Below are 19,047 nucleotides of genomic sequence, written 5' to 3'. Positions count from 1 at the left end.
AGCAACCGGTCGCGCTGGGCCTCGAATTCGGCTACCGCCGCACCATCCTCGCTGAGCGGCGCCAGCGCCTCGAGCCGCCCGCGCAGCCCCTTCTGGACGTCCGCGATGCGCGCTTCCAGATCGCCGGCCTTGCCGGACTGGCCGATGACCGCATTGATCTGCAACAGATCGTTGAGGGACTCCAGGCCACGCCGGATCTGAAGTCCGCTACCCAGCAGCGTCAAGCTCTGCAGTTCGATCCGGGTGTCGCTGAACTGGCGATAGGCATCGCGCACCAGATAGAAGCTGGTGATCAGCAGCGGCAGGAAGAACAGCACGCTGATCAGGCCGAACTTCATGCCGAAGCTGAGCCGGTTCATCAGCGCGATAGCGGGATAGAGTACGGTCTTCACCCAGACGTCTCCTGATTGTTCTTATCGTTCTGAGAGATGCCGCCGCGTGGCGACATTGACGCACGGAGTCCGCTCGGTAATGGCCTTTCGAAATCATGCGGACACGTTCACCTGTGTACCCGATATCGGCCTGGTGTTCTGTAACTTAAGGTTAACGGGGAATCGCAGGCGGACTCCCCGTCGCTACGCTCAGAGGAACAGCGCGCAGAAGGCGAACACGGCATACCAGAGCACGGCCGCGCGCACCAGCAATTGCCAGAGCGCATCCAGGCTGGCGACGCCGGCGGCACCCAGTTCGACCGCTTCGACATCGCTGGCGACCCGTCCGGCCTTGCCCAGCAGCGCGGCCGCCGAGATGTCCCAGGCCAGCAGCCAGTGCAGCAGCACGCGGATAACCGCGAGGAAGTTGCCGACCAGGGCGAAGCTCAGCACCAGCGCACGCACCGGCAACCAGTCGAGGATATGCCGGACGCGCGCCGCCTGTTCGCGCAACGCCGGCTGGCGGGCGTGCTCCAGCGCCAGTGCCAGCAGGCGATAGGCCAGGGCCGCCACCGGGCCGAGCAAGGCATACCAGAAGATCACCGCGAAGAAGCTCTGGTAGCCCTGCCAGAGCAGATGGCCGTGCACCCGGCCGATCAGGTCGCTCTCGCTGCCGCCCAGGATCCCCAGATCGCGTTCGGCGACATGGAAGGCAGCCTGGGCCTCCTCGCGCCGCCAGGCGTCGCGGAACGGCCCGAGGTCGGCCATGACGTCGCCGCGGCCGAGACTGTAGACCACCACCAGAAGATGCAGCGGAAGACTCAGCCAGCCATAGGCCAGCGGCTGCAGCAATGTCAGCAGCAGGGCCAGCGGCAGCAACGGCAGGACTACCGCGAGCAGCAGCCCCAGCCAGGAGCGGCGGGACACCGAGGGCAGGTCCTCGACCAGGCTCAGCCAGGCGAGCCAGGCGCCATCGCGCTGGATACGCCGGCGCCAGCCGGAGAACTTCTCCAGCGCAAGGGCCAGCAGCAACACCAGGAACGTCATGTTTCCTCCTTGGAATCGGTCAATCCGGCGCGGTAGCGCGACCAGTCGAAAGCCTCGCCGGGATCGGTCTTGCGCTCCGGGGCGATATCGCAGTGGCCCTGGATGCGTTCCGGGGTGATCCCCGGGAAGGCCGCGCGCAACAGCCGCGTCAGCCCGGCCAGGGCAGTGTACTGCGCGTCCGTGTACGGTTCCGTGTCGGTCCCCTCCAGTTCGATGCCAAGGGAGAAGTCGTTGCACGCCTCGCGACCGTCGAAGCAGGAAACCCCGGCATGCCAGGCGCGGTCGTGACAGGAGACGAACTGGGTGATGGCGCCGTCGCGTTCGATGAGGAAATGCGCGGAAACCGTCAGGTGGCGGATCTCCTCGAAATAGGGATGTTCGTTCGGGTCCAGGCGATTCTGGAAGAACGCCTGGACCTTGCCGGTGCCGAACTGTCCCGGCGGCAGGCTGATATTGTGGATGACCAGCAGCGACACCGCGTCCCCTTGCGGACGCAGGTTGAAATTCGGTGAAGGGCAGTGGCGGACGCCACGGACCCAGCCGGTAACGGAATCGAAATGCATACGGGCTCCTGAACGAGCCCCCACTCTAATCCAGCGGCGCCGGAATGACGATCAGGCGGGCTCTGGATCGGCCGCTTCGACATGCTTCGAGGAAAGGTATTACCCGCAAGAACGAAAAGACCCGGCATCCGCCGGGTCCTCGAGAAGCGGCTAGGCGCCCTTGAGGCGCCGCAGGTTGCCGATCACCGACTCCAGGGCCCGGTCGAACAGCAAGGCATCGTCCAGCAGGCGTACCGCCTGCCGGCGAAACTCCACCGCCAGGCCCATGCGGGTCTTTTCCAGGACCTTCATCCCGGTGCGATTGACGAAGATGTAGCGCCCGGTGGGCCGGATCACTGCCGCCAGCTTGCAGCGCAGCTTGTGCTCGGCGTCCTCCTGGATTTCCACCCAACTGCCGACACGCAGCGCATCGACCCGCAGCAGTGCCTCGTCGTTGTCCGGCAGGCGCACTTCGCTCTCGACAGGCGCCGGGGCGGCGTCCGGCGAGGTCAGGACGATTTCCTCGACCACCCGCAGCATGACCGGCGTCCGGGGCTTTTCCGCGGCCGTGCCCGGGGTCGCTTCGTCGAGCAGGGGGCTGTCCGCGACCGCCGCCTCGCCGCGCTTGTCGCGCTGCAGGCCCTGGACATGCAGGGTTTCCAACTGGCTGAAGAATTCACCGGTGGAAAACGGATCGAAGGCTGCGCTGGCCAATCCCTCGCGCAGCGCCTTGAGCAGCCCTGGCACGCGCTCCAGCAACTGTTGGCGGGACAGCGGATCATCATGCGGGCCGACGCTCCAGATCAGCTCGTCCATGGTATCCAGGGCCTCCCGCCACTCGGCCGAAGCCTTGCCATGCTTGAGGCAGATCAGCAGCATCACCTTGCTCCAGGCATCCCGCAGCAGGCGCACCACCACCTCCGGCAGGACCTTGCCGAGCAGTCGCTGGTTCAGCACCTGCTCCACGTCCTGCCGTGCCAGTTCGGCCTTGGCGCGGCCTTCCTCGGCGTCGCGGGTGCGTTGCTCGAGGAGCTCGCTGCGGCGGCGCTCGTCGCCGGTGAAGGCAATGAAGTCCTCCAGCAACTCGGCGAAGATCGCCGGGTCGTCGACGAAGTCGTTCAACAGCCGCATCACGACCTGTTCGATCTTCTGGTACAGGCTGTCGCGCCGGGCATCATTGTGTTCGGCCCAGCCCAGCGACGCGGATGCGATCTCGTTTAGCAGGCGACGCGCCGGATGGCTACCGCGGCTGAAGAAGGTCTTGTCGAGCAGGGCCACCTTGAGCATCGGGATCTGCATCCGACCGATCAGGGCCTTCAGCGAATCAGGCAGGGTGCGGTCGTCGAGAATGAACTCGAACAGCATCGACACCAGGTTGATGACGTCATCGTCCACCTGGCCGACCACCCGAGAACGGCCGCTCTTGTGGCTGACCCGCTGGAGCAGTTGGTCGACCCCGTCGCGGACGTCGAACTCCGCGGCGCCAGGGCCCGGCAAGTGCTGTTGCAGGTGGGAAAGCAGGCGCATCAGGTCGTTGCTGGAAATCGGCGCGGCATTCTCAGGCGTTTCGCGACGGTAGAAGGAAGGATTGTCGCGGACCTGCGCCAGCAGTTCCTGCAGCGCGCCGAAGACTTCCTGCTGACCGCCGTCGAGCAGCGCAGCCTGTGCCTGCAGGGTCCCGGCATCGCGCACCGCTTCGGGACGGACAGCGGGCTGACGCCGCGGCAGCGCGGATTTGAGTTCCGGCAGCACGCCCGCAGCGACCAGGATCTGGTTGGCCTCGGCGTACAACTGGTCGCAATGGGCCAGGACGTACTTCTCGAACAGCTTGAGAATGATCAGCTTGACCTTGATCTCGACGCCGAGCCCCTGGCAGGCATCGAGGAAAGCCGCGGTCAGCGGACGCGGAGCGAGGGGATTGCTCTTCTCGTCGACCTTCCGGCCGACCAGGGTGTTCAGGCGGGTGCTCAGGTGGGCCAGCGCGGAGGCATCGCGGCTCATCACCCGCGCCACCATCGCGTCCACCGCGACGGACTCCTCCAGTTCCTCGTTCTGTACCAGGCTGAGGCTATCGAAGGACACGGTATCCAGGGTCGGCACGGATTTGCCGGACTGTACCTGGTTGAGCGCCGAGAACTCCTCGAAGACCTTCTGCAGGTAGACCCGCTCGATACTCTTGCGCTTGAGGCGCAGGTCGCGCATGGCTTCGAAGAAAGCGTTCTGTTCGAGGTTGCTGGTGGCTCGGTCGGCCATTTCGAAGAGGGTGTCGTCGGCGTTGTCGAACAACGCCTGCAACGCCTGTTTCAGCTGCAGCGCCGCCTTGTCGCGCACCTGCACGAGGATGACCGGCAGGCGCCCCGCTCCGGCGTTCGGCGACGGCTCGGAAGCGACCCTGGTCAGGTGCACCACATTGGCATCGTTCTGCATCGGGACTCTCCTGCCACCCTCGCGGCCGCGCATGGAATGGCAAAAATCGGGCACAGAGGATCGATTGGCGTCGTCCGTAACGTCAATTTCCAGGCGTCAAAAACAAGTATCTACATTCATTATAGAGATACTTTCAAATCTAGATAGAGGGTTTTCCTATAGACATGACTCTCTTCACACAAGCGAAGGCCGATGAATGGCGGCCGTCCCGACCGGCGCCCAGGCAGGCACAGACGCCGTCCGCCGCGCTCCGTATAATCGCCCGATCTCGTACAGGAGCCCGCCATGCCTAACCTCACCCTTGCCGACCTCCAAGGCGAAATCCAGGCCAACGTCCGTACCGCCCTGGCGGAAGACGTCGGCGGCGGCGACCTTACCGCTCAGTTGATCGATCCACAACGCGAGGCCGAGGCCCGGGTGATTACCCGCGAGCACGCGACGATCGCGGGCCGCGCCTGGGTCGACGAGGTCTTCCGCCAGGTCGATCCGCGAGTGCTGGTGACCTGGCAGGTGGAGGACGGCCAGCGAGTCGAGCCGAACCAGACGCTGTTCCAGCTAAAAGGTCCGGCCCGCGCCCTGCTCACCGGCGAGCGCAGCGCGCTGAACTTCCTCCAGCTGCTTTCCGGTACCGCCACCCGCAGCCAGCACTACGCCGACCTGGTCGCAGGCACCACGGTGAAGCTGCTCGACACCCGCAAGACCCTGCCCGGCCTGCGCCTCGCGCAGAAGTACGCGGTCACCTGCGGCGGTTGCCACAACCACCGCATCGGCCTCTACGATGCCTTCCTGATCAAGGAAAACCACATCGCCGCCTGCGGCGGTATCCATCGGGCAATCGCCGAAGCCCGGCGCATAGCACCCGGCAAGCCGGTGGAAGTGGAAGTGGAGAACCTCGATGAACTGCGCCAGGCGCTGGAGGCCGGCGCCGATATCGTCATGCTCGACGAACTCAGCCTGGACGACATGCGCACCGCCGTCGCCCTCACCGCCGGCCGTGCCAAGCTGGAAGCTTCCGGCGGAATCAACGAGAGCACCCTGCGCAACATCGCCGAGACCGGCGTCGACTACATCTCCATCGGCACCTTGACCAAGGATGTCAGGGCCGTCGACCTGTCCATGCGCCTCACCCTCTGAACGAATCGCAGGCAATAAAAAGCCCCGCCGAAGCGGGGCTTTTTTATGCGACTGGTGCCGGATAGAGGAATCGAACCCCCGACCTTCTCATTACGAATGAGCTGCTCTACCGACTGAGCTAATCCGGCGGCGGGCGGGAGCCTACCATTAGAGAGAGCCAATCACAATGGAAAGTAGCCACTTAAGCCCCTCCCGATACAAATATCCAGCCTTACTTAGTGCAGCCTTTCGGAATGAACATCTCATCCTGAGTGGACTTACAAGTCCAAACACCATCCGCAGTACGACTCAGAGTAATAGCCTTGGTGGCGTTCTTAGGACTAGAGGTACCAGTCTGGAAGGTAAAGGAAATATCACCTGCACCACTATCCTCGATTGCCACAGCAATTACACCCAACTTGTTGGCATCCGGAGCGACGCCGACATATGTTTCGGTCGCAGTAGAAGCAGTAGTACCAATTTTAATTTTGCTACCAGCAATTCCACGCGACAGCGACTCTTCAACAGTGGTCTTCAGCGGGTTGATCGTCGCCAGCGCCGAAGCACCTTCCGAACGCGCAACATAGTTCTGATACTGGGGAATGGCAATTGCCGCCAGGATACCGATGATCGCAACCACGATCATCAGTTCGATCAAGGTAAAGCCTTTTTGAGCTTTCATGAATCTCTCCGTTGATTATGTATAGGCCTAACGCCTGAACCTCAACAAGCACTTACCATGCCAAATATCAAACCGCGCCACGATCAAGGAAACTGGGTTCCTTTCTCGATGAGAGTCAAACTTAAAACGGACAGGATGTGACATTTTTTGACAGCTGGATTTCCTCGATTTGGCAGCCCCTGTTATCTGCGTTATAAGGCACCTCAATAGCCCTTCTGCGATTCCTTCCCCATGAACGACAGCATCCAACTGAGCGGCCTGTCCCGACAGCTCGTCCAAGCCAATCTACTCGACGAAAAGACCGCCGTGCAGGCCCAGGCGCAGGCGCAGCGCAACAAGCTGTCGCTGGTGACGCACCTGGTGCAGAGCAAGCTGGTAAGCGGCCTGGCCCTGGCCGAATTGTCCGCCGAGCAGTTCGGCATCGCCTATTGCGACCTGAACAGCCTGGACAAGGAAAGCTTTCCGCGGGACGCCATCAGCGAGAAGCTGGTCCGCCAACACCGGGTCATCCCTCTGTGGCGGCGCGGCAACAAGCTCTTCGTAGGCATCTCCGACCCCGCCAACCACCAGGCCATCAATGATGTCCAGTTCAGCACCGGCCTGACGACCGAAGCGATTCTGGTCGAAGACGACAAGCTTGGCCTGGCCATCGACAAGCTGTTCGAAAGCGCTACCGACGGTCTCGCAGGCCTCGACGATGTCGACCTCGAGGGACTGGATATCGGCAGCGCGGACAAGTCCACCCAAGAGGATGCCAGCGCAGAAGCGGACGACGCACCTGTAGTACGTTTCGTCAACAAGATGCTGCTGGATGCCATCAAGGGCGGCTCTTCCGACCTGCACTTCGAGCCCTACGAGAAGATCTACCGGGTGCGCTTCCGTACCGACGGCATGCTCCACGAAGTGGCCAAGCCGCCGATCCAGTTGGCCAGTCGTATCTCTGCTCGTCTCAAGGTAATGGCCGGCCTGGATATCTCCGAACGACGCAAGCCGCAGGACGGACGGATCAAGATGCGCGTGTCGAAGACCAAGTCCATCGACTTCCGCGTCAACACCCTGCCGACCCTGTGGGGCGAGAAGATCGTGATGCGGATCCTCGACTCCTCCAGCGCACAGATGGGCATCGACGCCCTCGGCTACGAGGAGGACCAGAAGGAACTCTACCTGGCCGCACTCAAGCAGCCGCAGGGCATGATCCTGGTCACCGGCCCCACCGGCTCGGGCAAGACGGTATCGCTATACACCGGCCTGAACATCCTGAATACCACCGACATCAACATTTCCACCGCCGAAGACCCGGTGGAGATCAACCTGGAAGGCATCAACCAGGTCAACGTCAATCCGCGCCAGGGCATGGACTTCTCCCAGGCGCTGCGCGCCTTCCTGCGCCAGGACCCGGATGTGATCATGGTCGGCGAGATCCGCGACCTGGAGACCGCCGAGATCGCCATCAAGGCGGCGCAGACCGGGCATATGGTGATGTCCACCCTGCACACCAACAGCGCCGCCGAGACCCTGACCCGGTTGCTGAACATGGGCGTGCCGGCGTTCAACCTGGCGACCTCGGTGAACCTGATCATCGCCCAGCGCCTTGCGCGAAAACTCTGTTCGCACTGCAAGAAAGAACATGAGGTGCCGAGGGAAACCCTGCTTCACGAGGGCTTCCCGGAAGACAAGATCGGCACCTTCAAGCTTTATTCGCCGGTGGGCTGCGACCATTGCAAGAACGGTTACAAGGGCCGTGTCGGTATTTATGAAGTAGTTAAAAACACCCCGGCCCTGCAGCGGATTATCATGGAGGAAGGCAACTCCATCGAGATCGCCGAGCAAGCCCGCAAAGAAGGCTTCAACGATCTGCGCACCTCAGGCCTGCTGAAAGCCATGCAGGGGATCACCAGCCTGGAGGAAGTCAACCGCGTGACCAAGGATTAATCCATGGCGGACAAAGCGTTAAAAACCAGCGTTTTCATCTGGGAGGGCACCGACAAGAAAGGCGCCAAGGTCAAGGGCGAACTGACCGGGCAGAATCCCATGCTGGTGAAGGCCCATCTGCGCAAGCAAGGCATCAATCCGCTCAAGGTACGCAAGAAAGGTATCTCCCTGCTAGGCGCAGGCAAGAAAGTGAAACCCATGGACATCGCCCTGTTCACCCGGCAGATGGCGACCATGATGGGCGCTGGCGTTCCCCTCCTGCAATCGTTCGACATCATCGGCGAAGGCTTCGACAATCCCAACATGCGCAAGTTGGTGGATGAGATCAAGCAGGAAGTGTCCTCGGGCAACAGCCTGGCCAACTCACTGAGAAAGAAACCACAGTACTTCGACGAACTCTATTGCAACCTGGTCGATGCCGGCGAGCAATCGGGCGCCTTGGAAAACTTGCTGGATAGAGTCGCGACCTACAAGGAAAAAACGGAATCGTTAAAAGCAAAGATCAGGAAGGCGATGACTTATCCTATCGCCGTCATCATCGTTGCCTTGATCGTCTCCGCCATTCTTCTGATCAAGGTCGTTCCGCAGTTCCAATCCGTATTCCAAGGTTTTGGCGCAGAGCTGCCTGCATTCACTCAAATGGTCGTAAATTTATCCGAGTTCCTACAGGAGTGGTGGCTTGCCGTCATCGTTGGTGTGGGGGCGATTGGCTTTACCTTCAAGGAACTGCATAAACGCTCGAAAAAATTCCGCGACGCACTCGACAGAACGATCCTCAAACTTCCCATTTTCGGAGGCATCGTCTACAAATCCGCGGTCGCCCGTTATGCACGGACCTTGTCCACGACCTTCGCCGCAGGTGTTCCCCTGGTCGATGCGCTCGACTCCGTCTCCGGAGCGACCGGCAATATCGTGTTCAAGAACGCGGTCAGCAAGATCAAGCAAGACGTTTCCACCGGCATGCAGCTCAACTTCTCCATGCGCACCACCAGCGTCTTTCCCAACATGGCGATCCAGATGACCGCCATCGGCGAGGAGTCCGGTTCGCTCGATGAGATGCTGAGCAAAGTCGCCAGCTACTACGAAGAGGAAGTCGACAACGCCGTGGACAACCTCACCACGCTCATGGAACCGATGATCATGGCCGTTCTCGGCGTACTGGTTGGCGGCCTGATCGTGGCCATGTACCTTCCGATCTTCCAACTCGGCAACGTCGTCGGATAACTGATGCCCCTTCTCGACTACCTGGCCAGCCATCCGCTGGCCTTTGTCTTGTGCGCCATCCTCCTTGGCCTGCTGGTCGGCAGCTTCCTCAACGTCGTCGTGCATCGCCTGCCGAAGATGATGGAGCGCAACTGGAAGGCCGAGGCCCGCGAAACGCTCGGGCTGGAGCCGGAACCCAAGCAGGCGACCTACAACCTGGTGCTGCCGAGTTCGGCGTGCCCGCACTGCGGCCATGAGATCCGCCCCTGGGAAAACATCCCGCTGGTCAGCTACCTGGCGCTGGGCGGCAAGTGCTCGTCCTGCAAGGCCGCCATCGGCAAACGCTACCCCCTGGTGGAACTGGCCACCGCGCTGCTTTCCGGCTACGTCGCCTGGCATTTCGGCTTCACCTGGCAGGCGGGCGCGATGCTCCTGCTGACCTGGGGCCTGCTGGCGATGAGCCTGATCGATGCCGATCACCAACTGCTGCCGGACGTGCTGGTGCTGCCGCTGCTCTGGCTGGGTCTGATCGCCAACCATTTCGGCCTCTTCGCCAGCCTCGACGATGCGCTGTTCGGCGCGGTGTTCGGCTACCTGAGCCTGTGGTCGGTGTTCTGGCTGTTCAAGCTGGTGACCGGCAAGGAGGGCATGGGCTACGGCGACTTCAAGCTGCTGGCCATGCTCGGTGCCTGGGGCGGCTGGCAGATCCTGCCGCTGACCATCCTGCTGTCGTCGCTGGTCGGGGCGATCCTCGGGGTGATCATGCTGCGCCTGCGCAACGCCGAAAGCGGCACGCCGATCCCCTTCGGTCCCTATCTGGCGATTGCCGGGTGGATTGCTTTGCTCTGGGGTGATCAAATAACCCGGACCTATCTGCAATTCGCCGGATTCAAATGACCCAACCCTGGATACTAGGCCTCACGGGCGGTATCGGCAGCGGCAAGAGCGCAGCCGCCGAGCATTTCATTTCCCTCGGCGTCCACCTGGTGGACGCCGACCATGCCGCCCGCTGGGTGGTGGAGCCGGGGCGTCCGGCCCTGGCGAAGATCGTCGAACGCTTCGGCGACGGCATCCTCCTGCCCGATGGCCAGCTCGACCGCGCCGCCTTGCGCGAGCGGATCTTCCAGGCGCCGGAGGAACGGCGCTGGCTGGAGCAATTGCTGCACCCGCTGATCGGCGCGGAGATCGTCCAGTACCTGGCCAGGGCCGAATCGCCCTACGCCATCCTGGTCTCGCCGCTGCTGGTGGAGTCCGGCCAGCGCCAGATGACCCAGCGCGTGCTGGTGGTGGATACCCCGGAACATCTGCAACTACAGCGCACCATGCTTCGCGACAAGGTCTCCGAGGAGCAGGTGCGCTCGATCCTCCAGGCCCAGGCCCGGCGCGACGAGCGCTTGAAGCACGCCGACGACGTGCTGGTCAACGACGGCGACCTGTCCCACCTGCAGCGTGAAGTCGAACGACTGCACGCCTTCTACCTGACCTTGCGAGGAGGCCGAGCATGAGCCAGCCCCTGACCGTGGAGTGCCCGACCTGCGGCGCGCCCGTCGAATGGAAAAGCGACAACAAGTACCGCCCCTTCTGCTCCGACCGCTGCAAGCTGATCGATCTCGGCGCCTGGGCCGCCGAGGAACATGCGATCCCCGGCGACACCCTGGAAGACGATATCTTCTCCGCCGACCTGCCGCCTCGCGAGCATTGAACGCAACGGGCCAGCCAATCCGGCTGGCCCGTTCCTTCAGGGACGCATGAAAGCGTAGTCGCGCTGGTCGTCGAGATTCTCCGCAAGAAATTGCAGTTCGCTGGCCAGGTCGCCAGCATCGCGCTCCGCCCGGTTCAGTTCGACGATTGCGCTGAGCAACGCGCGCAGGCGCATTGCCCGGTCCGCCTCGTCGCTCTTCGACAGCAACTCTCGCAGGCCCTCTCGGGCCCATTCATGGACCCCCATGTTCCGCTCCTCACCTGGGAAAACGGCAGGATCGCGGCCGGCTTCGTCCGAAACACTGACGCAAGTCAGCCGCCGCCCGCCATGAACCTGGCGAATGACTGGTCATCAGGGCTTGCGCTCTTCGTCCTTCCAGGGCGCCTGCAGGTAGCGCGTGCGATTGAAGGTTTCCAGCCACTCCGGGTAGTAGACCACCAGGCCGGTGATCACCGTGCCGTTGATGAAGGCCTCGGGGAACATGATCAGCCACAGGTAACCGGCGAAGTCCTCCAGCCAGGGCGGCATCGGGAAAAGGCCGTCGATCCAGACCACGCCAAGGCCGAGCAGCAGGACCACCACCGCGGTGAGGGCCGCCGGGAAGAAACCGCAGCAGAAGATGTAAACGAACAGATTGCGCGGCTGGCGCTTTTCCACGAACAACGCCGCCAGCTCCGCGATCAGTGCGGGGATCGCCACCAGCAGCACGCCGTTGACGCCGATCGCCAGCCAATCCTGGCGGCCGAGCAGGCACAAGCCCAGTTGCGCCACCAGCCCCACCACGATCGCCAGCGGCCAGTCGAGCAGCAAGGTGACGGCGGTCATGCCGATGAAATGGAAGGACAGCCCCGATTCGAAGTCCCGGCGCACCAGCCAGAGCAGGAACAGCCCGAGCATGGTACCGAACACCAGGTGCTGGCGGCGGGTATCGCTGACCAGCTCGACCCAGGGCGCGCGCCAGGCGGCGAGCAGCAGCAGCGGCGCATAGATGGCCCAGCCCAGTTCCAGGCTTTCCGCCGACAGCAACTCGGCAGCGATCACGGCTGCAGTTGTTCCAGGGCGATGCGCAGGGCCACCGGCGAATCCAACTGGCGGGTTTCCAACACGCGGCGCTGCTCCAGCCTGACCCAGAGCACCTTGCCCTCGTCCGAGGCATAGCGAGAAGCGATGGCCGCGTCGCGATCGAGCAGCACCGGATAACTGTAGTCACGCATGGCCGGCACCGCGAAAAGCCGGGAAATCAGCGCCGGCATGCGGCTGATGTCCGCCAGGAACAGCGCGTGGCGCGCCTCCAGGTAGCCCTTTGGGCGTTCCGCCAGCGCCGCCTTGACCAGCTTCGAGCCGTCCATGTCCCGCGCCACCAGCAGGACCCGGGTGGAGTCGTCCAGCGAGTGCGCCTTTTCGAACTGGTCCTGCAACGTCCAGGGCTCCAGGGTGGAGCCCTTCTCCACGGCCAGCGCCAGGCCGGGCAGCAGCATGCCCAGCAGAACCCAATGCAATCGTTTCACGCGTGTCCCTCCCGAGTGGAAAATACCTGGATGTCCTTGCGCCGCTCCCAGTCCGACTGGGCTCGCCAGAATGCCTGTGCCTCCTCGGCGGCATCCAGGACGAAGACATGGGATTTGCCGATCCCCTCCCTCGCCAGACGCGCCAGCACTTCGTCGAGCATCCGCCGCGCCAGCCCCAGCCCTCGATAACCGGGATCGACCACCAGGTGCTGGAGGTAACCACGGCGACCGTCATGCCCGGCCATCAGGCAGGCGATCACCTCCCCTTCGGTTTCGACCAGCAGGCTCAGCCCGGGGTTGCGTTGAAGGTAGGCGAGGAAGAAGGGATAGGCGTCCTCCGCACGGAGGCGAATACCTGGCGTTCGCGACCACAGCGCGAAGAGTGCCGGGTGATCGGCGGCGATGACGCTGCGAAGTTGCATCGGAACGGCTCCGGCCCAAGGGGAACGGCAGTGTACACCGAGCCTCGCCGCTGGCGCGCTCCGGGACGGATTGTCGCAACCGGAACGCCTGCAGGCTGGAAAGCGGGCCCGCCGGCAGACTAAGCTGAGCCCATGAACGAAGCGGATTATCTGCGCCTGCTCACCCGTCAGGCCGAACAAGCCAACGACTTCCTCTCCAACGCACGTAAATGGGACCGCGAGCGCTGGGTCTGCCAGCGCTTCCTCGAAGCCCTCAACGTGCCCTATCGCCAGGAGGATTTCGCCGCCCCCGGGGAACAGCCGCCGGACGTCCTGTTCAAGGGTGCCGGCTTCGAGGTGTTCTTCGTCCTCGATGAAGGTCGCCGGCTGAACGAGGAGTGGCGCGAGGAACTGACCCGTCGCCGCCAGGCCGTCAGCCTGCGCCAACTGATCCGCCGCGAAGAGCGGCCACAACGGATCGCCGCCGCCGAGCTGCAGGCACGGCTGGCGCCAACCCTGCGCAAGAAGGCGCACAACTATAGCGAGCGCGGCATCGACCACGGCGAACTGGACCTGCTGGCCTTCGTCAACCTGAAGCGCGCGGTGCCCGATTTCAATACGCCCTTCCCGCCGCCCACCGAATACCTGCGCCAAGGCTGGCGCTCGCTGTCGATGGTCGGTCCGACCTTTGCCCGGGTGCTCTTCGCTCACTCCGGCGCCCCCGAATTCCTGCGCGCCAACCTCGGCCGCAGCATCCTGTTCGACGCCGGGGTAGGCCTGTGAGCGAAGGGCGGGTGAAGTGGATCGGCGTGCGCTCCGGCAGCCGCGCGCCGATCCAGGAACTGGAGGCGGTGGAAGCACGGCGCGGCCTGGGACTGACGGGCGACCACCCGCACCCGCCGCGCCAGGTCACCCTGGTGCAGTGGGAACACATCGAGGCCCTCGGTACCCTGCTGGGCAGGCCGCTGTTGCCCAACGAGATGCGCCGCAACATCGCCGTCGCCGGCATCAACCTGCTCAGCCTGAAGGACCGTCGCTTCCGCCTCGGCGGCGCGCTGCTGGAAACCACTGGCTGGTACCAACCCTGCGGACGCCTGGAAAAGCACATCGACCACCGCACGCTGAAAAGCGTGCGCGAACAGGGCGGCATCACCGCGCGGGTGATCGGCAGCGGAGTGATCCGTCTCGACGATCCGCTGGTGATCGAGCCCCCTGTCTGTCTAGAATGACCGACATCGAAAACGGAGGCCTGCCATGTCCAGCCGACTGAGCCCCGAAGACCAGCAGAAGGTCGAGCAGTACCTCGCCTCGCCGCTGCACCAGGTCGAGCGTGCGCCGTTCCGCCCGTGGTTCCTGATGTTCGTCCTGCTCGCCGTGGTCATCGGCCTGGGCCTGCTCAGCCGCCTCCTCAGCTACCTGGCCTGAGTCGTCCGGTCGAGCCACGCTCCCGACGACCGCCTCACGGAATTCCCACTATGAGATATCCACATGTCCCATCGCATCGTGATCGTCGGCGGCGGCGCCGGCGGGCTGGAGCTCGCCACCCGTCTCGGCCGCACCCTGGGTAAACGCGGCAAGGCCCAGGTCACCCTGGTCGACGCCAACCTCACCCACATCTGGAAACCCCTGCTGCACGAAGTCGCCGCCGGCTCGCTCAATTCCTCCGAGGACGAGCTGAACTACGTCGCCCAGGCGAAGTGGAACCACTTCGAATTCCAGCTCGGCCGCATGCAGGGCCTGGATCGCGCCGGCAAGCGGGTCCGCCTGGCCGCACTGGTGGACGAGAATGGCGTTGAACTGGTTCCCGAGCGCGACATCGCCTACGACACCCTGGTGATCGCCGTCGGCAGCACCACCAACGACTTCGGCACCGAGGGCGCTGCGGAACACTGCATTTTCCTCGATACCCGCGCCCAGGCCGAACGCTTCCACCGCCAGCTGCTCGGCCAGTACCTGCGTGCGCATACCGGGCACGACGCGAACAACAACGCAGTGAGTATCGCCATCATCGGCGCCGGCGCCACCGGCGTCGAACTGGCTGCGGAACTGCACCACGCCGCGCAGATGCTGGCCGCCTACGGGCTCGACCGGATCCGCCCGGAAGACCTGCACATCAGCCTGGTCGAAGCCGGCCCACGGGTGCTGCCGGCGCTGCCCGAGCGTATCAGCCAGCCGGTACACCAGACCCTGAGCAAGCTCGGCGTACGGGTGATGACCGGCTCCGCGGTGAGCAAGGTAGATGCGGACGGCCTCTGGACCGGCGACGGCGAGTTCGTCCCGGCGACGCTCAAGGTCTGGGCGGCGGGCATCCGTGCTCCGGCCTTCCTCAAGGAACTCGACGGCCTGGAAAGCAACCGTATCAACCAACTGGTGGTCCGCCCGACCCTGCAGACCACCCGCGACGACGACATCTTCGCCTTCGGCGACTGCGCCGCCTGTCCCCAGCCGGCGCAACCGGGAGAGCAACCGCGCAACGTGCCGCCACGCGCCCAGGCCGCGCACCAGCAGGCCTCGCTGCTGGTGAAATCGCTGCGTGCCCGTCTCGAAGGCAAGCCGCTGGGCGAATATCACTACCGCGACTACGGTTCGCTGATCTCGCTGTCGCGCTTCAGCGCGGTCGGCAACCTGATGGGCAATCTGATGGGCAGCGTCATGCTCGAAGGCTGGCTGGCGCGGATGTTCTACGTATCGCTATACCGCATGCACCAGATGGCGTTGTACGGTCCGCTGCGCACCGCGATGCTGATGCTTAGCGGCCGCCTGCGCAGCACCGAGCCACGCCTCAAGCTGCACTGAGCCATTACGCCCCGTTTGCCGTCGGCGCGGGGCGTTCCTTCAACAGCGAAGCTGGCGCAACTGCGCCAGCCGACTGGCGGTACGCTGCATGTTCGCAGGCAGGTCGCTGCCCTCGACCAAGTCCGGCAGCGCCTTTTCGGCACTCAGGAAAAAACGCCGGTCATTGTCGTAAAGGACGTCGACGAGATTGATGAAGCGCTGCTGGGCGGCGACCGAACAGCGCGCCATCGGCGGTACGCCCTCCAGCACCCAGGTAGAGAAGCGTTCGCCGAGGGCAAGGTAGTCCATCACCGCGGTTGGCGCCTCGCAAAGGTCGGCGAAGGCGAACCACACCAGGTCGCCGCACACCGCGCGCGCCTGCAACGTCCTCGCGCCGCTTTGCAGGATCACGCGTTGCGAGCGCTCGGGCGCGGACAAGCCCAGCTCGTCCAGGCAAGCGCATGAGGCTGGCCAGCAATACCCGCCGCTGGCATAACCGGAAGCGATCTCCTGCCGCGGCGAAATCGTCCGGTAGTCCCGGGCGCCGGCTACTTCCAGCACTTCCATGCGCGTCTCGATCAACCGGATCGCCGGCAGGAAGCGTTCGTGGTAGAGCGGATTGGGCAGCAGTTGCCGCGGCGCGTAGTTGGAGGTGCAGACCAGGGTGATCTTCCTGCGGAACAGCTCCCTGAACAGGCGTGTTATCAGCATCGCGTCGCCGATGTCGTGGACATGGAATTCGTCGAAGCAAAGCAGCCGGCAATCTCCTAGCAGTTCGTCGAGCGCACCGCCCAGGGCATCGGGCCGCCCCTGGCGGCGGAACATGCCGTCATGAAGCTGGCGAAAGAACGCATGGAAATGCGTCCGGCGCAGGCCCTGCAAATCGGCGCTGCGAAAGAAGCCATCCATCAGCCAGCTCTTGCCGCGCCCGACCGGACCCCACAGGTAGAGGCTGCGCGGCGCTTGCCGGAATAGCGACGGGCCTCGACGCAAGCGCTCCGCCAATCGATCGAGATGAAGAATGGCATTGCCCTGAGCTGCGTCCAGCACATAGCCGCGCCGTTGCGCCTCTTGGTGGAAATAGCGGGCTACGGGCGTTGTGGGCTTGATGCCGGTCATGGGTGAACGCCACGAAAAAGAACCGAAAGACACACGCCGTTGATGCTCAGCCTGAGAGGGCCCTTAAACCGAGAACGGCATTCTAGCGCTGCGTCCTGCCCATGCTCCAGCCGCCAGACCGAACGGCGGGCGATAGTCGGACAGGCGCTTTGATCATGACCGCCACGGTCGCGATACGGAATCGCGCTCAGCCGCTACTTCCGCCCCACTGTTTCCGCCGCTTCCGCAGCCGAGCCCGTTATCACCGGAGTTTTTTCCTACAGCAGTCCTCCCAGTCCCCTACGAAAACCAAGAAGTTCTACCGGCCAACGCCAGAAAACTACGATTGTCGCCGTTTCAGCCTCGCCCCAGGCTATCGCCCACTCGATTCTCCGCCTTGAAACCGATCGTTCTGCACATGCCTGCGGATATCGGCTTCTTTTCCCTGCAAGAACCGCGCTCCGGGCCGATTGACCATGCATCCAGCTTTTCCGCGTAACCAGGCTAGCCTTTCTTTCCCGCCGCCCTCCCCAAAGCCTTCCGGCAGTTCCACTTCGATCGTTCCATCCTTCAGGGCCGGACCGCTGCTCCGTACGGGCCTCCTGGGAATGGCCATGTTGTCGTCCGGCCTTGCCAATGCCGCCCCGGATGCGGGGCAGGCGCTGCGTGACGTGGAAAGCCGACGCCTGAACCTGCCCGCGCCGGTGGAACTGGACGCCGAGCGCCCCAGCCCCGAGGACGGCGTATCACGGGCTGCCGAAGAGGGCGGCCCGACGGTGCTGGTCAAGCGCTTCCAACTCAGCGGCAACAGGCAGTTCGACGATCGACGCCTGCTGGCGCTCCTGCACGACCTGCCGGGCCAGGAACTCAATCTGAGCCAATTGCACGCCGCCGCCGCCCGCATCGGCGATTTCTATCGGGAAAAGGGATATGTGCTGGCGCGCGCCTTCCTCCCGGCACAGGAAATCCAGGATGGAACGGTACGCATCGAAGTGCTCGAGGGACGCTACGGCAGGATCGAACTGCACAACACGTCCCGAACGCTGGACCGCGTTCTACTCCGCCCCTTGAGCGCACTCGAACGAGATACCGCGGTCCAGGGCTCGGAGCTGGAGCGTGCGCTTCTGCTCCTGAGCGACATTCCCGGCCTCCAGGCCAAAGGCACCCTGCTGCCGGGCCAGGCGCAGGGAACCACGGACTTGCGCGTCGAGGCCCGCCCCGGCCCGCTGGTCGGCGGAAGGCTGGAGGCAGACAACTATGGCGGCCGCTACATGGGGGAATATCGCCTGGGAACCACCCTCGACTTCAACAGCCCGCTGCGACTGGGCGACCAGGCGAGACTGAGCCTGCTGGGCAGCGACCGGCACCAACGCTACTACCGTGCAGCCTATCAACTGCCCCTTGGTTCCCGAGGCACGCGCATCGGACTGGCCCACGCCGAGACGACCTATCGACTGGTACGCGATTTCTCGCGCCTGGACGCCCATGGCCGGGCCATTACCGACAGTCTGTTCGTCAGCCAGCCCCTGCTGCGTAGCCGCAGCTTAAGCCTGTCCACCCAGTTGCAATATGAAAACAAACGACTTCGCGATGACCAGGAGCGTACCGGGAGGCATAGCCGCAAGGAGATCCGCCTGTGGACCGCCAGCATCAGCGGAAACGCCCAGGACCGCTTGTTCGGCGGTGGACAGAGCGGCTTCTCGCTGGCCTATGCCCACGGCCAGCTCGCCATCGACTCCGCCGAAGAGCGGCTGCTGGACCGCTACACCATCGGTACCGCCGGCAGCTTCGACAAGATCATGCTCAACGCCGTACGCCTGCAGCACCTGGGCGACCGCCTGCAGTTGTTCGCCCAACTCAACGCCCAGTGGAGCGGCGGCAACCTCGACAGCGCGGAACAGTTCGACATGGGCGGCCCCTACGGCGTTCGGGCGTTCCCCCTGGGCAGCTACAAGGGCTACGGCGACGAAGGCTGGCAAGCCAGTGCGGAGCTGCGCTACAGCCTGGCTCCGGGCTGGCAGCTGAGTTCGTTCGTCGACCAGGGCGCGGTGAAATTCCTCAAGCACCCCAATACCACGGAAGGCAATCGCAACCGCATGGCCGCCGTCGGCAGCGGCGCAACCTGGTACGGAACGGATCACCAGGTCAGCCTGACCGCCGCCTGGCCCCTGAGCCAGGAAAACAACATCGAGCCCGAGCGCACTCCCCGGCTGTGGTTGCAAGCGACCCGCTACTTCTGAGCAAGC

General features: G+C 63.8%; 20 protein-coding genes and 1 tRNA gene. 11 read left to right on the top strand and 10 right to left on the bottom strand.

Annotation, left to right across the window (positions count from 1 at the left end; all coding sequences use genetic code 11):
• Positions 1–581 precede the first annotated feature (581 nt).
• The 3 genes from ampE to FOC67_RS02480 form a co-directional block, all read right to left on the bottom strand.
• Positions 582–1,418, bottom strand: a complete 837-nt coding sequence (gene ampE / locus FOC67_RS02490) for a regulatory signaling modulator protein AmpE (RefSeq protein ID WP_003141346.1) — start codon at positions 1,416–1,418, stop codon at positions 582–584.
• A complete protein-coding gene (ampD, locus tag FOC67_RS02485; protein WP_003112844.1) occupies positions 1,415–1,981 on the bottom strand; it encodes a 1,6-anhydro-N-acetylmuramyl-L-alanine amidase AmpD in 567 nt (188 codons plus the stop codon). The genes ampE and ampD overlap by 4 nt, the downstream gene beginning before the upstream one ends.
• Before the next feature lie 150 nt (positions 1,982–2,131).
• Positions 2,132–4,387: a DUF1631 domain-containing protein gene (locus FOC67_RS02480; protein ID WP_009315900.1), complete on the bottom strand. Its 2,256-nt coding sequence runs from the start codon at positions 4,385–4,387 to the stop codon at positions 2,132–2,134.
• 285 nt (positions 4,388–4,672) lie between these two features.
• Between FOC67_RS02480 and nadC the strand changes: the two genes are divergently transcribed.
• Positions 4,673–5,521 carry a carboxylating nicotinate-nucleotide diphosphorylase gene (nadC, locus tag FOC67_RS02475; protein WP_009315899.1) on the top strand — a complete coding sequence of 283 codons (849 nt, stop codon included), beginning with the start codon at positions 4,673–4,675 and terminating at the stop codon, positions 5,519–5,521.
• Positions 5,522–5,573: 52 nt separating this feature from the next.
• Here nadC and FOC67_RS02470 read toward each other — a convergent pair.
• Both FOC67_RS02470 and pilA read right to left on the bottom strand, forming a co-directional pair.
• Positions 5,574–5,649, bottom strand: a tRNA-Thr gene (locus FOC67_RS02470).
• 83 nt (positions 5,650–5,732) lie between these two features.
• A complete protein-coding gene (gene pilA, locus FOC67_RS02465; protein ID WP_031627735.1) occupies positions 5,733–6,182 on the bottom strand; it encodes a type 4a pilus biogenesis protein PilA in 450 nt (149 codons plus the stop codon).
• A 231-nt stretch (positions 6,183–6,413) separates the two neighbouring features.
• Between pilA and pilB the strand changes: the two genes are divergently transcribed.
• From pilB to yacG, 5 genes are read left to right on the top strand one after another with little or no spacing between them, the layout of a single operon-like run.
• Entirely contained in the window at positions 6,414–8,114 is a 1,701-nt protein-coding gene (gene pilB, locus FOC67_RS02460) for a type IV-A pilus assembly ATPase PilB (RefSeq protein ID WP_003112841.1), read from the top strand.
• Between the two features lie 3 nt (positions 8,115–8,117).
• Entirely contained in the window at positions 8,118–9,338 is a 1,221-nt protein-coding gene (pilC, locus tag FOC67_RS02455; protein ID WP_009315898.1) for a type 4a pilus biogenesis protein PilC, read from the top strand.
• Between the two features lie 3 nt (positions 9,339–9,341).
• Positions 9,342–10,214 carry a type IV prepilin peptidase/methyltransferase PilD gene (gene pilD / locus FOC67_RS02450; RefSeq protein WP_009315897.1) on the top strand — a complete coding sequence of 291 codons (873 nt, stop codon included), beginning with the start codon at positions 9,342–9,344 and terminating at the stop codon, positions 10,212–10,214.
• Positions 10,211–10,822, top strand: coding sequence for a dephospho-CoA kinase (gene coaE / locus FOC67_RS02445; protein ID WP_003094654.1), 612 nt, complete (start codon positions 10,211–10,213; stop codon positions 10,820–10,822). Before pilD ends, coaE begins: the two co-directional genes overlap by 4 nt.
• Positions 10,819–11,019, top strand: coding sequence for a DNA gyrase inhibitor YacG (gene yacG / locus FOC67_RS02440; protein ID WP_003094656.1), 201 nt, complete (start codon positions 10,819–10,821; stop codon positions 11,017–11,019). The genes coaE and yacG overlap by 4 nt, the downstream gene beginning before the upstream one ends.
• A gap of 36 nt (positions 11,020–11,055) precedes the next feature.
• Here yacG and FOC67_RS02435 read toward each other — a convergent pair whose 3' ends face one another.
• The 4 genes from FOC67_RS02435 to FOC67_RS02420 all read right to left on the bottom strand — a co-directional run bounded on the left by FOC67_RS02435 (position 11,056) and on the right by FOC67_RS02420 (position 12,949).
• Positions 11,056–11,265, bottom strand: a complete 210-nt coding sequence (locus FOC67_RS02435; protein WP_003094660.1) for a hypothetical protein — start codon at positions 11,263–11,265, stop codon at positions 11,056–11,058.
• A gap of 105 nt (positions 11,266–11,370) precedes the next feature.
• Positions 11,371–12,060, bottom strand: coding sequence for an energy-coupling factor ABC transporter permease (locus FOC67_RS02430; RefSeq protein WP_003094662.1), 690 nt, complete (start codon positions 12,058–12,060; stop codon positions 11,371–11,373).
• Positions 12,057–12,527: a hypothetical protein gene (locus FOC67_RS02425; RefSeq protein ID WP_003094664.1), complete on the bottom strand. Its 471-nt coding sequence runs from the start codon at positions 12,525–12,527 to the stop codon at positions 12,057–12,059. The genes FOC67_RS02430 and FOC67_RS02425 overlap by 4 nt, the downstream gene beginning before the upstream one ends.
• Positions 12,524–12,949 (bottom strand): GNAT family N-acetyltransferase, encoded by a 426-nt coding sequence (locus FOC67_RS02420; protein WP_003103865.1) that lies wholly within the window; start codon positions 12,947–12,949, stop codon positions 12,524–12,526. Before FOC67_RS02420 ends, FOC67_RS02425 begins: the two co-directional genes overlap by 4 nt.
• A 132-nt stretch (positions 12,950–13,081) precedes the next feature.
• Here FOC67_RS02420 and FOC67_RS02415 point away from each other — a divergent pair, with 132 nt between their 5' ends.
• The 4 genes from FOC67_RS02415 (at position 13,082) to FOC67_RS02400 (ending at position 15,724) form a co-directional block, all read left to right on the top strand.
• Positions 13,082–13,711: a DUF1780 domain-containing protein gene (locus FOC67_RS02415; protein WP_003094668.1), complete on the top strand. Its 630-nt coding sequence runs from the start codon at positions 13,082–13,084 to the stop codon at positions 13,709–13,711.
• Positions 13,708–14,157, top strand: a complete 450-nt coding sequence (locus FOC67_RS02410; RefSeq protein WP_003094670.1) for an MOSC domain-containing protein — start codon at positions 13,708–13,710, stop codon at positions 14,155–14,157. The genes FOC67_RS02415 and FOC67_RS02410 overlap by 4 nt, the downstream gene beginning before the upstream one ends.
• A 25-nt stretch (positions 14,158–14,182) precedes the next feature.
• Positions 14,183–14,353, top strand: coding sequence for a DUF3094 family protein (locus FOC67_RS02405; protein WP_003094672.1), 171 nt, complete (start codon positions 14,183–14,185; stop codon positions 14,351–14,353).
• A 63-nt stretch (positions 14,354–14,416) separates the two neighbouring features.
• The gene (locus FOC67_RS02400; RefSeq protein WP_003112837.1) at positions 14,417–15,724 is read left to right on the top strand and encodes an NAD(P)/FAD-dependent oxidoreductase; all 1,308 of its coding nucleotides are present in this window, start codon (positions 14,417–14,419) and stop codon (positions 15,722–15,724) included.
• Positions 15,725–15,763: 39 nt separating this feature from the next.
• Here the strand turns inward: FOC67_RS02400 and zapE are convergent, their stop codons facing one another.
• A complete protein-coding gene (zapE, locus tag FOC67_RS02395) occupies positions 15,764–16,855 on the bottom strand; it encodes a cell division protein ZapE (RefSeq protein ID WP_079390154.1) in 1,092 nt (363 codons plus the stop codon).
• A gap of 548 nt (positions 16,856–17,403) precedes the next feature.
• On the opposite strand from zapE, the gene FOC67_RS02390 reads away from it, so the two are divergent.
• On the top strand, positions 17,404–19,041 hold the full coding sequence (locus FOC67_RS02390) for a ShlB/FhaC/HecB family hemolysin secretion/activation protein (RefSeq protein WP_033951920.1): 1,638 nt from the start codon (positions 17,404–17,406) through the stop codon (positions 19,039–19,041).
• Positions 19,042–19,047 lie beyond the last annotated feature (6 nt).

The sequence above is a fragment of the Pseudomonas sp. FDAARGOS_761 genome (assembly GCF_013343155.1).
In the GTDB taxonomy this organism is placed as follows: Bacteria; Pseudomonadota; Gammaproteobacteria; order Pseudomonadales; family Pseudomonadaceae; genus Pseudomonas; species Pseudomonas aeruginosa.
This window is presented reverse-complemented; position numbering and strand designations above follow the sequence as displayed.

Bases quoted from the DNA above. Each gene is read 5' to 3' on its own strand.
- ampE (WP_003141346.1), bottom strand. From the start codon at position 1,418: ATGACGTTCCTGGTGTTGCTGCTGGCCCTTGCGCTGGAGAAGTTCTCC.
- ampD (WP_003112844.1), bottom strand. From the start codon at position 1,981: ATGCATTTCGATTCCGTTACCGGCTGGGTCCGTGGCGTCCGCCACTGC.
- FOC67_RS02480 (WP_009315900.1), bottom strand. From the start codon at position 4,387: ATGCAGAACGATGCCAATGTGGTGCACCTGACCAGGGTCGCTTCCGAG.
- nadC (WP_009315899.1), top strand. From the start codon at position 4,673: ATGCCTAACCTCACCCTTGCCGACCTCCAAGGCGAAATCCAGGCCAAC.
- pilA (WP_031627735.1), bottom strand. From the start codon at position 6,182: ATGAAAGCTCAAAAAGGCTTTACCTTGATCGAACTGATGATCGTGGTT.
- pilB (WP_003112841.1), top strand. From the start codon at position 6,414: ATGAACGACAGCATCCAACTGAGCGGCCTGTCCCGACAGCTCGTCCAA.
- pilC (WP_009315898.1), top strand. From the start codon at position 8,118: ATGGCGGACAAAGCGTTAAAAACCAGCGTTTTCATCTGGGAGGGCACC.
- pilD (WP_009315897.1), top strand. From the start codon at position 9,342: ATGCCCCTTCTCGACTACCTGGCCAGCCATCCGCTGGCCTTTGTCTTG.
- coaE (WP_003094654.1), top strand. From the start codon at position 10,211: ATGACCCAACCCTGGATACTAGGCCTCACGGGCGGTATCGGCAGCGGC.
- yacG (WP_003094656.1), top strand. From the start codon at position 10,819: ATGAGCCAGCCCCTGACCGTGGAGTGCCCGACCTGCGGCGCGCCCGTC.
- FOC67_RS02435 (WP_003094660.1), bottom strand. From the start codon at position 11,265: ATGGGGGTCCATGAATGGGCCCGAGAGGGCCTGCGAGAGTTGCTGTCG.
- FOC67_RS02420 (WP_003103865.1), bottom strand. From the start codon at position 12,949: ATGCAACTTCGCAGCGTCATCGCCGCCGATCACCCGGCACTCTTCGCG.
- FOC67_RS02415 (WP_003094668.1), top strand. From the start codon at position 13,082: ATGAACGAAGCGGATTATCTGCGCCTGCTCACCCGTCAGGCCGAACAA.
- FOC67_RS02405 (WP_003094672.1), top strand. From the start codon at position 14,183: ATGTCCAGCCGACTGAGCCCCGAAGACCAGCAGAAGGTCGAGCAGTAC.
- FOC67_RS02400 (WP_003112837.1), top strand. From the start codon at position 14,417: ATGTCCCATCGCATCGTGATCGTCGGCGGCGGCGCCGGCGGGCTGGAG.